Annotated in this window: 11 protein-coding genes; 9 read left to right on the top strand and 2 right to left on the bottom strand. The window is 30.6% G+C overall.

Annotated elements, in window-relative coordinates; translation table 11 throughout:
* The 4 genes from SPD90_RS07145 to SPD90_RS07160 form a co-directional block, all read left to right on the top strand.
* The coding region (locus SPD90_RS07145) for an endonuclease MutS2 (RefSeq protein ID WP_320924770.1) at positions 1–1,181 on the top strand (1,181 nt) is incomplete at its 5' end.
* 11 nt (positions 1,182–1,192) lie between these two features.
* Complete coding sequence (locus SPD90_RS07150; protein ID WP_320924771.1) at positions 1,193–1,645, top strand: DUF523 domain-containing protein; 453 nt, start codon at positions 1,193–1,195, stop codon at positions 1,643–1,645.
* Between the two features lie 85 nt (positions 1,646–1,730).
* Complete coding sequence (gene argS / locus SPD90_RS07155; protein ID WP_320924772.1) at positions 1,731–3,431, top strand: arginine--tRNA ligase; 1,701 nt, start codon at positions 1,731–1,733, stop codon at positions 3,429–3,431.
* 111 nt (positions 3,432–3,542) lie between these two features.
* Entirely contained in the window at positions 3,543–4,466 is a 924-nt protein-coding gene (locus tag SPD90_RS07160; RefSeq protein ID WP_320626791.1) for a hypothetical protein, read from the top strand.
* Here the strand turns inward: SPD90_RS07160 and SPD90_RS07165 are convergent.
* Complete coding sequence (locus SPD90_RS07165; protein WP_320626790.1) at positions 4,463–4,663, bottom strand: hypothetical protein; 201 nt, start codon at positions 4,661–4,663, stop codon at positions 4,463–4,465. The genes SPD90_RS07160 and SPD90_RS07165 overlap by 4 nt on opposite strands.
* A 103-nt stretch (positions 4,664–4,766) precedes the next feature.
* Between SPD90_RS07165 and SPD90_RS07170 the strand changes: the two genes are divergently transcribed.
* Together SPD90_RS07170 and SPD90_RS07175 are read left to right on the top strand one after the other, a co-directional pair.
* Positions 4,767–6,539 (top strand): B12-binding domain-containing radical SAM protein, encoded by a 1,773-nt coding sequence (locus SPD90_RS07170; RefSeq protein WP_320924773.1) that lies wholly within the window; start codon positions 4,767–4,769, stop codon positions 6,537–6,539.
* A gap of 22 nt (positions 6,540–6,561) precedes the next feature.
* A complete protein-coding gene (locus tag SPD90_RS07175) occupies positions 6,562–7,704 on the top strand; it encodes a tetratricopeptide repeat protein (RefSeq protein ID WP_320625584.1) in 1,143 nt (380 codons plus the stop codon).
* A 181-nt stretch (positions 7,705–7,885) separates the two neighbouring features.
* Here the strand turns inward: SPD90_RS07175 and SPD90_RS07180 are convergent, their stop codons facing one another.
* Positions 7,886–8,359 carry a LysR family transcriptional regulator gene (locus SPD90_RS07180; protein ID WP_320924774.1) on the bottom strand — a complete coding sequence of 158 codons (474 nt, stop codon included), beginning with the start codon at positions 8,357–8,359 and terminating at the stop codon, positions 7,886–7,888.
* 131 nt (positions 8,360–8,490) lie between these two features.
* On the opposite strand from SPD90_RS07180, the gene SPD90_RS07185 reads away from it, so the two are divergent.
* The 3 genes from SPD90_RS07185 to tnpA all read left to right on the top strand — a co-directional run bounded on the left by SPD90_RS07185 (position 8,491) and on the right by tnpA (position 12,044).
* Entirely contained in the window at positions 8,491–8,985 is a 495-nt protein-coding gene (locus tag SPD90_RS07185) for an NAD(+) diphosphatase (protein WP_320625609.1), read from the top strand.
* A 324-nt stretch (positions 8,986–9,309) separates the two neighbouring features.
* Positions 9,310–11,244: an anaerobic carbon-monoxide dehydrogenase catalytic subunit gene (cooS, locus tag SPD90_RS07190; RefSeq protein WP_320625610.1), complete on the top strand. Its 1,935-nt coding sequence runs from the start codon at positions 9,310–9,312 to the stop codon at positions 11,242–11,244.
* 344 nt (positions 11,245–11,588) lie between these two features.
* Positions 11,589–12,044, top strand: coding sequence for an IS200/IS605 family transposase (gene tnpA / locus SPD90_RS07195; protein ID WP_320624228.1), 456 nt, complete (start codon positions 11,589–11,591; stop codon positions 12,042–12,044).
* The last annotated feature ends 144 nt before the right edge of the window (positions 12,045–12,188 follow it).

Here is a 12,188-nt window from a genome sequence, read left to right on the forward strand (position 1 = left end):
TTTCTATATTAAAGGAAGTCACTTGTGATTCCTTAGTAATATTCGACGAATTAGGAGCAGGTACAGATCCAGTAGAAGGAGCAGCTCTTGCAATTGCCATACTAGAAGACGTAAATATGGCAGGGGCTAAATGTATAGCTACAACTCACTATAGTGAGCTTAAAAATTACGCTCTTACTAAAAAAGGTGTAGAAAACGCAGCCGTTGAATTTGATGTAGAAACATTGAGTCCTACATATAGATTGCTAATAGGTGTTCCAGGTAAGTCTAACGCATTTGAAATATCAAAAAAATTAGGCTTGAGTGAATACGTAATAAATAGAGCTAAGGAATTTATAAATACAGACAATATAGAGCTAGAAGACGTACTACAAAACGTAGAAAAGAACAGACTAAAGGCAGAAGAAGAACGCTTAGAAGCAGAAAAATTAAGACAAGAAATAGAAGAAGTAAAGGCTGAATACGACGAAAGACTTAGAAGAGTAATGGCTCAAAGAGATAAGATTATCAGCAAAGCCAAATCTGAGGCATTTAGCATAACTAGACAAGCAAAAGAACAGTCAGACAATATTTTAAAAGAGCTTAGAAAATTAGAAACACAAATGGCATCTAAGGAAAAACATAAAAAGATTGAAGAGCTTAGAAAAGAATTGTCAGATTCTATGGGAGACCTTCAGCCTTCTGTAAAAAGCATGATAGTTCCAAAGGTATCTTCTAAAGAAATAAAAGACTTAAAACCAGGTGATGATGTCAAGGTAGTCACATTAAACCAAGAGGGTAGTGTAGTTTCTGTAGACAAAAAGAAAAAAGAAGCTGTAGTACAAATTGGTATAATGAAGATGACTCTGCCATTTAAATCACTAAAACAAATACCAAAAGACAAAAAATCAACAGTTACAAAACAAACTCGTAAGATAATCAGCGAAAAATCAGGAAGAGTAAAAGGCGAAGTTGATTTAAGAGGATTAAACCTAGAGGAAGCAATAATAGAAATGGATAAATACTTAGATGATGCCTGTGTTGCTGGGCTTGAAACAGTCACAATTATTCACGGTATAGGTACAGGAGTTCTTAAAAAGGGACTTCAAGACGTGCTAAAGAGAAATAAACACGTCAAATCAAAAAGACCAGGTGAATACGGCGAAGGTGGAGCAGGTGTTACTATAGTAACTTTAAAATAAAGGTGAAAAATATGATAATAGTATCAGCTTGTTTATTAGGAGAAAACTGTAAATACAGTGGAGGAAATAATAAATCAGAAAAAGTACTAAAATATCTAGAGGATAAAGAATATATTGCAGTGTGTCCAGAGCAATTAGGAGGCTTGACAACTCCGAGAGATCCATCGGAAATAGTAACTGATGGCAACAAAGACGGCAAGTATGTACTAAATGGCAAAACAAAGGTCGTATCAAATAAAGGTATAGATGTGACATCGAATTTTATAAAAGGTGCAGAGGAAGCTTTAAAAATAGCTCAAAAAAACAATGCAACAGAAGCTATTTTAAAGGCGATCAGTCCATCTTGCGGTTGCAGATATATATATGATGGAACTTTTTCAAAGAAAAAAATAAAGGGGATGGGAGTTACAGCTTCTATCCTCAGCCAAAATAATATAAAAATAATAGATGAAGAACAAATATAATGTTAAATATCTTGAAAAAATTCATAATTTGATTTAACATAAAATAATAAAATACGAACGTATTACGGCAAGAGAGGAGAATAAAATGCAAGATTTCAAGGCAGCAGTAGCAAATTGTCTTAAAAGTAAAATAGAAGATTTATCTTATGATGAGATATTACAGCTTATAGAAATACCACCAAATAAAGATATGGGAGATTATGCGTTCCCATGCTTTAAATTAGCAAAGGTCTTTAGAAAAGCACCAAACTTAATAGCACAAGATATAGCAGAAAGTATACCAGCAGAAGGAGACATATCAAAGGTAGTTCCAATGGGAGGATATGTCAACTTTTTCGTGAATAAATCACAATTAGCAAAAACTGTTATAAACAACGTATTAACTCAAAAAGACGACTATGGTAAAAGTAAAATAGGTGAAGGTAAGAACATAATAGTAGAGTTCTCATCTCCTAATATAGCAAAGCCTTTCCATATAGGTCATATAAGAACAACTGTTATAGGTAATGCAATATATAAATTATATGCTTCTCAAGGATATAACACTATAAGAATAAACCACTTAGGAGACTACGGTACTCAATTTGGTAAGCTAATAGTTGCTTTCAAAAAATGGGGCGACAAGGAAACAGTAGAAAAAAATCCTATAAAAGAATTACTAGCTTTATATATAAAATTCCACGATGTAGCTAAAGAACAACCAGAGCTAGAAGAAGAAGCTAGAGCATGGTTTGTTAAATTAGAAAACGGAGATGAAGAAGCTAAGGAATTATGGACTTGGTTCAGAAACGAAAGCTTAAAAGAATTCGATAAGGTTTATAAATTAATGGATATAGAATTTGATTCATTTGCTGGAGAAAGCTTCTATACAGATAAAATGGATGCAGTAATAAAAGAATTAGAAGATAAACATCTTCTAAAAGAATCTAGAGGAGCTAAAATCGTAGACCTAGAAGAATACGGTATGCCACCAGCTCTTATCCAAAAAAATGACGGTTCTACTTTATACATGACAAGAGACCTAGCAGCAGCAATATACAGAAAGAACACATATAACTTTGATAAATGTATATATGTAGTTGCATCTCAACAAAACCTTCATTTCCAACAATGGTTCAAGGTAATAGAGCTTATGGGATATGACTGGTACGATAAGCTAGAACATGTTAACTTCGGTATGGTATCTCTAGAAGGAGGAACTTTATCTACAAGAAATGGTAGAGTTGTATTCTTAGAAGATGTACTTGACCAAGCTATACAAAAAACTAGAGAAATAATAGAAAGTAAAAATCCTGATATAGAAAATATAGATCAAACAGTTAAAGATGTAGGTGTTGGAGCTGTTATATTCCAAGAATTATCAAACAGCAGAATAAAAGATTACGTATTTACTTGGGATAAAACATTGAGCTTCGATGGAGAAACTGGACCATATGTTCAATATACTCATGCAAGATGTTGTTCAGTTTTAAGAAAAGCAGGAGAAGAAGTGACAGCAGATATAAACTATGATTTATTATCTGATGAAGATAGCTCAGAAGTATTAAAATTAATAGGCGACTTCAACAAAAACATATTAGTTGCTTTAAGAAAGAGCGAACCACATATAATAACTAGATTTGTTTTAGACCTAGCACAAGCATTCAACAAATTCTACCATGATAACCCAATATTAGTAGATGATGCTGAAGTTAGAAAGGCTAGACTGGCATTAGTTGAAGCTACTAGACAAACTATCAAAAATGGTTTAGCATTATTAGGAATGCACGCACCAGAAAGAATGTAATTAAAGTAAAATTTAAAAGGGGCTGTTGTACTATGGGGAGACCTAGAAATAGTGCGGGGCTCCTTTTTATTAGTAGAAATAAAAAAGAGGGCAAAGGAGGATGCATCTCGAGTGAAGGATGATTTAATTAAAAATTGCTATATATCAGCATTTGATGTAGAGGATAGCAGTCTAAAAAATTTAATAATAATAGGCACTAAGTGTCTAATAGATAATAAATCTCAGAGAAATGTGTACACTGACAACAAAAGGCTTAGAGATGAGTTGATTTATTTTAATTTTTACGATAATAAGCCGAAATATGCAGATGTTTTGAATTTATTGTTGCCTCTTATTTTATCAAATACAAATATACAAAAAAGTGAGGAAGAGGTATTATCCTTAATTCAGAAGTATATAAAATATCTTAAAAAGGATCAGTACTTATTTGATTACATTTTAGCTTCTGTATTATATAATAGTCTTATTCATAATTTAATGGATAATCAAAATATGGAATATGAAGAAATACTTCAGTCTATTAAAGAAAAAATGATCGGATTACAAATAGATTTAGAAAAGTCTAACATGATAAAATTTCAAATGGCTAGAATAAAAGCTATACAAATTATAGACAATTATATAGATTTAAAGGTATGTGATTATAAGGAAAATGAAATAATAACGAATTTATTAAATGTGATTTACGATATTTACATAGAAGATAGAGAATCTCTAAATGATGGAATTTCTAGTATAAAAAAATCTATATTATCTATACTATCAGCAGATGCAAATTTAAATATAGAAAATATAGATTTTATATCTTCAATGGCTGTATATATTACTAAATTAAGAAAATACTCAATAAATAAATCTGAATACACCAAGAGTTCGGATCCAAGAAGTCTAATTAATTTGAATCAAGGCGATACTATAGTAGATCCAATTTTAAATAAAATACAGGTTATATCTAAGGATTTTTCTGATAATATATTGAGAATTTCCGTCAAAGCAAAATCTGGAAAATATACATTTAATTTTAAAAAAATCTAGCAATTTTGTTCTAGATAGCTAATAAATTGGTCTTCACTAGTTTCTGTCAAAAAACATAGTTCCTTTACTATACTGTTTCTAAGCTCGATAAAGTCAGGATTATTTGTTTTTTTGCCTGTGAATTCTAGTGATTTTATAATTAATAGTAAGTCTCTTTTTGATAAATCGTTAATAGTAACTTGATCAATTAATTCCATAGCGAACTCCTTTTCTAAAGTAATTATATACTATTATATTACAACATTATTCGATTTAAATATAGAGGAAAACCATGTATAAAAGAAAAAAGAGGTGAAAAAATTGAAAATATTGCTTACAACTTTGAATTCAAAGTTTATCCATACTAATTTAGCGATTAGATATATAAAGGAAAGTATAAAAGATTTAACAGATGTCGAAATAAGAGAGTACACTATTAATAATCAATTAGACTATATTTTAAAGGATATATATTTGGCTGGATACGATGCTGTATTTTTCTCAACGTATATTTGGAATGTATACGATATAGTCAAATTATGCGAAAATCTAAAAAAGGTAAATCCTAAATTGATAATAGGCTTAGGTGGACCTGAGGTTTCTTATGACAGTGAAGATGCCATGGCTAAGTATGAATTTGTCGATTATATACTTCGCGGTGAAGGCGAGATGGTTATGAGAGACTTAGTTAAATACTTCAATGGAGAAATCGACATAAAGGATGTAGATGGTGTTACCTATAGATGCGATGGCGAGGTTATAAAGAATAAGGAAAGAGAATTATTAAAAGACTTAGATTTAATACCAAGTCCATACGAAAATTTAAACGTAAAGGAATATGAAAATAGAATCGTATACTACGAAACATCTAGAGGATGTCCTTTTAACTGCCAATACTGTCTATCTTCAGCTATAAAGGGTCTTAGATATTTTAGTATAGATAGAGTCAAAAGAGACCTTAAAAAATTAATAGATGCAAAAGTATCTCAAATAAAATTTATAGATAGAACGTTTAATGCAAATAAAAAATTTGCGAAGGAAATAATGAAATTCCTTATGGAAAACGACAACGGATACACTACATATCACTTCGAGGTTACAGCACATTTACTAGATGATGATATGCTAGAGTTTTTAAAGGACTGCAAGGAAGGATTATTCCAGTTTGAGATAGGTGTTCAAACTACAAATCAAGAGGCTTTAGATGCAGTTGGAAGAAGAGATGATTTTGAAAAGCTATCTCATGTTGTAAAAACTATAGAATCTTATCAAAATATCCATCAGCATCTAGATTTAATAGCTGGACTACCTTATGAAGGATACGATAGCTTCGAAAAATCATTTAACGATGTATTTGCATTACAAATAGAGCAATTGCAATTGGGATTTTTAAAGATGATAAAGGGTACAGGTATGAGAGCTAGAGCAGAGGAATTTGAGTATGAGTACAAGAATTACGCTCCATATGAAGTGCTTTGCAATAAATTTATAAGTTACGACGAAATACTAAAACTAAAGGATATAGAAGATATATTAGAGAGATACTACAACTCTAATAATTTCTCTCTATCTGTAAAATATATAATTGAAAATTACTACAGTGAAAGTGCGTTTAAGTTCTTCGAAGATTTTGCAAATTATTTCAATGAAATGGGGTATTTCCACCTTGCTCAAGGGAAAAATCAGCTGTACAGTATATTAGCAGATTTTTATAAAGAAAAAATCGGCGAAAACTACGATTTATTCATGGAAATATTAAAATACGACTATGTTTCTCTAGGAAAAATATCAAGTGTTCCAAATATATTCAACAAGCTAGAAGTTAAGGATATGAAGGCTAGAGTACATGAGTTTTTACACAACAGAGAAAATCTAGAAAAATATCTGCCTAAGCATGTAGATACACCTGCAAAATATATATTAAAATACGTTCATTTTGAATGCTTTAAATACGATATATTAAAATTAAAGGAAGATATTCACGCAAAGCTAGACAAGCAAGAAACTGTAATTTTATTTGTTTACGATGATATAAAGGTATTTGAAAAATCTAGAACTCACAAGGTTGAGCTTAAAGAGCTTGAAAACAAGTAAAATATAAATAAGGAGGACGAACATGAAATTTAGAATAGATAAATATTTACTACCTAAAGCAGATGAATTGGCATTTATAACAATTAAAGAAGATGCAGAATTTCATATAGAAGGATATAAGGTACCAAAAAACGGATTAAATGTACCTATAAAAAACGAAGTATTAGTAAAAGGAATAAAGGAAAACACTGCACAAGAGGGCTTAAACTCTATGTCTATAGCAGATGCTATGATATATATAATAGGTATCGATCCAGAATTTAAATACAACGATGAATATAAAAAATTTTTAAAGGCTTTAGAAGCAAATGTAAAATTCGACGCAAGATCATATATGGGATATATGTCTAGAAAATATTTCGAAATAGGAGAAGTAACAGATGCACTTATATATGTGAAGGCTCTTATTACACTATATCCAGATGATGTTCAAGGACTATACAACTATGCTATAGTATGTCAAGAGCTTGCTACTCAATATCAAAAAGACTACGATGCAAAGGCAATGAACGATATGCTATTAGAGGCAGGAGAAAAGCTTGAAAAAGTAACTAATCTAGATCCAAACTTTGCTCTTGCTTATTACCATTTAGGATATCACTACTACAATCAAAGTCAATACATAAAATCAAAGGTAATCTGGGAGGAAGCACTTAAATTAGGTTTAGAAGAAGATTTTGCGGCAGAGGTACAAGATAATCTAGGCAAAATGTACTCTAAGGTAGAATATGAAGAAGGATATACTCTAGTATTCCAAGGAAAATTTGAAGAAGGACTAGAAAAGCTACTTCCATTAGAAGATAAATACGGGGATTGGTGGAATTTACTATTTATAATAGGATTAGCGTATAAAAATATGGAGGAAATAGATAAGGCTAAGGAATACTTCGAAAAAATCCTTAGAATGAAGCCACAACAAGTCGACACAATAGTAGAATTAGCTTTATGTGAGGCTGCATCAATGAATATGAATAGAGCTATAGAATTATTAGAAGCAGCAGCTAAGCTAAAAGAAGACCCAGAAATACTTTGCAACTTGGGTATGGCTTACTTGAATGTCGGTAATTTCGATGATGCTAATTATTATATAGAAAGAGCATATGAGTTAAATCCAGAGGACGAGGTTACTATAGCTTGTAAGAGAGAATTAGCTAAATATGTATAGACATTAAAGTATAAAAAATTACTAGATTAATATAAAATAAAAACTGTTGTATAAGTACGATAATTTTACAACAGTTTTTGTTTTCTAAACTAATTTATTTTCATCTAAAAGGTTAGAATTATTACTATGAATACTAGCATTTTCATTTATAAAATCCATAAATTTTTTCATATTTAACTATTTAATAGTCGAATTTTTCCTTATCAAAATGTGCGATTGCAAATCCTAAGTCGACATCACCGTTTAGTACAGCCTCTTCACATTTAGTATCAGTGTATTCTTTTATATTTAAAATAATATCTGGATAAACCTTATTAAATTCATTTATTAAATCTAAAGAAAGGGCATTTATTACTCCAAAAGGAACACCTATATTTAAAAATTTCTTATTCTTTTGTTTAATTTCCTCGATACCTTCTGTGAGAATATCAAACTGGTAAACTATAGTAGATGCTTTATTTTTCAAATATTCACCGTACTCAGTTAATTGATTACCACTAGATGTTCTATTAAAAAGAGGAACACCGATTTCTTTTTCTAAATTACTTATTGATTTACTTAAACCTTGTTGAGATATATATAAACTTTTTGATGCTTTAGAAAAGCTTCCATCTTCACATATTTGCAAGAAATATCTTAATGTTTTTATATCCATTTAGACCTCCAAATTTTGTATCATATATAATATATTATACCAGATTACATATTTTTACAATTTTGCTTATCAAATATTTGATTTTGTATTATTATATAGGAGAAAATTATAATTTTAAGAGGAGAGTATATATGAATAATTGCTATGAATGTGGAGAAAAATTAATACTTAAAATAGATAATGAAGGGAATAAAGTACAATACTGTGAGAATTGCAAGGCATTTAGATATCCAATATTTAATACAGCTATAATCACAGCAGTTGTAAATAAATCTAAAAATAAAGTGCTTTTAATAAAGCAATACGGAAAAAGTGACTATATATTAGTAGCAGGATATGTAAACAAGGGAGAGTCAGCAGAGCAGACAATAGTCAGAGAGGTCAAAGAAGAGCTAAGATTAGACGTAATAGATTACGAATATATGAGAAGTGAGTATTTTGAAAAATCAAACACACTAATGATGAATTTTATATCTGTAGTTGAAGATGACGATTTATCAAATATATCTGATGAAGTTGATAAAGCTACTTGGTTTTCGTTTGAAGAGGCTAGACAAAATATAAAAAAAGGTAGCTTAGCAGAGAAGTTTTTAATAAAAATACTAGATAAATTAGAATCAAAATAAAATTAAATATTATTGTATATAAAATATATGAAATAAATTTATTGGATACAGTATTTTATATAGATATAAAACATAAGATTCAAAAACATTGTTAAAAAAAACATAAACATAAAATTTGTAAAAAAATAAAAACATGTAAATTAAAGTATAAATAATAATTATTATACGAGAAAATAATTTCCTAGAATAAATACAAAAATAAGTTGTAAGTTATACAACTATTATCTGTTTTTCAAGATATCATATCCTTGGTAAAATAATAGTGAAAATAACTTATGACTTAATTTTATATTTATAAATATTTATTCAAGGGGGAAATAGATTATGGCAAAAGAAGTAAACCTAGTAGAACAAATGCAAAGTATGACAATAGATCTTAACAGTAAAGTTTTAATAGAAAAAGCCGAAAGAGACGGCGTTGAAACAATGTACAAAAGAAAATTAGGATATAATGTACAATGTGGATTTGGTCTTAAAGGTGTTTGTTGTAGAAACTGTGGTATGGGACCATGTAGAATAAGTGCAAAAACTCCAAGAGGACTTTGTGGAGCTGATGAACATACAATAGTTGCTAGAAACTATGCTAGAATGTGTGCAGGTGGTACTGCAGCTCACTCTGACCATGCTAGAGATATAACTCATACAATGGCTTTAACATCAAAAGATGGTGGATATACTATAAAAGAACCAGAACAATTAATAGCATTAGCAAAATCTTGGGGAATAGAAACAGAAGGCAAGGATATATATGATATAGTCCATGAGGTTGCATATGAAGGATTAATGGAATTTGGTAAACCATTTGGAGTATCAAGATTCTTAGTAAATGCTCCTAAGAAAAGACAAGAAATCTGGAAAAAATATGGATATGAACCAAGAGCAATAGATAGAGAAATAGCTACAGTAATGCATTCAACTCATATAGGATGTGCAGCTGACTGTGAATCAATAATAGATATTGCTATAAGATGCTCTATGGCAGATGGATGGCAAGGATCTATGATAGGAACTCAATTCTCTGATATCATGTTTGGTAGTCCAAAACCAGTTCGTACAGAAGCTAATTTAAATGTATTAGAAGAAAATAATGTAAATATCATATTACATGGACACGAACCAACATTATCAGAAATGATAGTTTTAGCAGCTGATTTACCAGAAATGAAGGCATTAGCTAAAGAAGTTGGAGCTGACGGAATAACATTATCAGGTATATGCTGCACAGGTAATGAGCTTACAATGAGACATGGTATAAAAATAGCAGGTGACTTCCATCAACAAGAACTTGCAATAGTTACAGGCGCTGTAGAAGCTATGATAGTTGATGTTCAATGTATATTCCCAGCATGTGCAGAAGTAGCTAAGCATTATCATACTAAATTTATAACTACTTCACCAAAGGCTCAAATAACTGGTGCTACTTATATGGAATTCCATGAAGAAACAGCAGTTGAAGATGCTAAAACAATAGTTAGAGAAGCTATATTAAACTTCAAAAACAGAGATAAATCAAAAGTTTTAATACCAGATTTAAAATCAGAAGGTGTAGTAGGCTTCAGTGAAGCAGCAATAGTTGGACAATTAAACAACGTTGTAAATTCTCAAATAGATGAAATGAATACAGTAAAACCTTTAGTTGATGCTTTAGCATCAGGAGTAATAAGAGGTGTAGTAGGAGTAGTTGGATGTAACAATGCTAAAACTCCATCAAATTACAACCATTTAACTGTAATAAAAGAATTAATTAAAAATTATTTCTTAGTAGTTTGTACAGGATGCGGTGCATCAGTAGCAGCTAAGAATGGATTAATGTTAAAAGAAAATGCTAAAAAATACGCAGGTAAAGGACTTGCAACAGTTTGTGAGTTAGTTGATATACCACCAGTACTACATGTTGGATCTTGTGTTGACAATTCTCGTATATTGAATGTATGTACGGCAGTTGCAAACTTTATGGATTGTGATGTATGTGATTTACCAGTGGCAGGCTGTGCACCAGAATGGATGTCAGAAAAGGCTATAGCTATAGGTACTTATGTAGTTGCAACAGGTATAGATACTTATTTAGGTGTAATGCCTCCAGTAGGTGGTTCATCAAGAGCTGTTGATTACTTATGTGGAGGATTAAAAGAAAAATTAGGAGCTTGTTTCCACGTTTGTGAAGAGCCAGTTCAATTAGCTAAAATGATAATGGATGATATAGAAGCTAAAAGACCTGCTTTCGAAGAACTATATCAAAAAAATGTTATGAATAAATAATTAAAAGAATTATTAACTATTAAAGATAAAAAATCTCTAGATAATTCCCTGTCTAGAGATTTTAAATAAAATTTATTTTTTAAAAGAATGATAATTTCACAAAACCATATTCATATTCCAACTTGAAAATGTCATTCTAAATATTATAACAAAAGGCTATGTCTGTCTAATAAATAGTCTTTTGTTTTTTTATTATGGACTTTAGTCTGTTGAGTATGCGTGCATGCTCAACAATAAACCACCCGCTATGCGGGTGCGGAAATGATAGTTATACTAAAAAATCACCTTTCTTGGTGTATAATGTAGTTGTTCAGGCTACAAATATAATAAAGAAAGGTGATTTTATGGCAAATAAAACGAATAGCTTATCTCATACGAGATGGCTATGCAAATACCATATTGTCTTCACACCTAAGTATAGACGAAAAATCATATATAATCAATATCGAGAAAGTATAGGACAAATAATTAGACAGTTATGTGACTATAAAGGTGTTGAGATAATAGAAGGGCACTTGATGCCCGACCATATACATATGTTGGTCAGTATACCTCCTAAAATCAGTGTATCTAGTTTCATGGGGTATTTGAAAGGCAAAAGTGCACTAATGATATTCGATAGACATGCGAATTTAAAATATAAATTTGGAAACAGACATTTTTGGGCCGAAGGGTTTTACGTTAGTACCGTAGGCATCAATGAAGCAACAATAAAAAAATATATACGAGATCAAGAAAAACAAGATATATTAAAAGATAAATTAAGTGTAAAAGAATATGTTGACCCTTTCAAAGGGTAGCTGGTATTAAAATCCCTTTAGGGATTGCATAGTATCAAAGGGCTGTAGCTTGAACGAAGTGAAAGCTGGCGCCCTTTAGGCGCAGCCAGTAAAAGAGGCTTATAGCCTCAGAGCAAACCACCCGTTTTACGGGTGGTTATGATT

Origin of the sequence: Intestinibacter sp. (assembly GCF_034113885.1) — a bacterium.
Taxonomy (GTDB): Bacteria; Bacillota; Clostridia; order Peptostreptococcales; family Peptostreptococcaceae; genus Intestinibacter.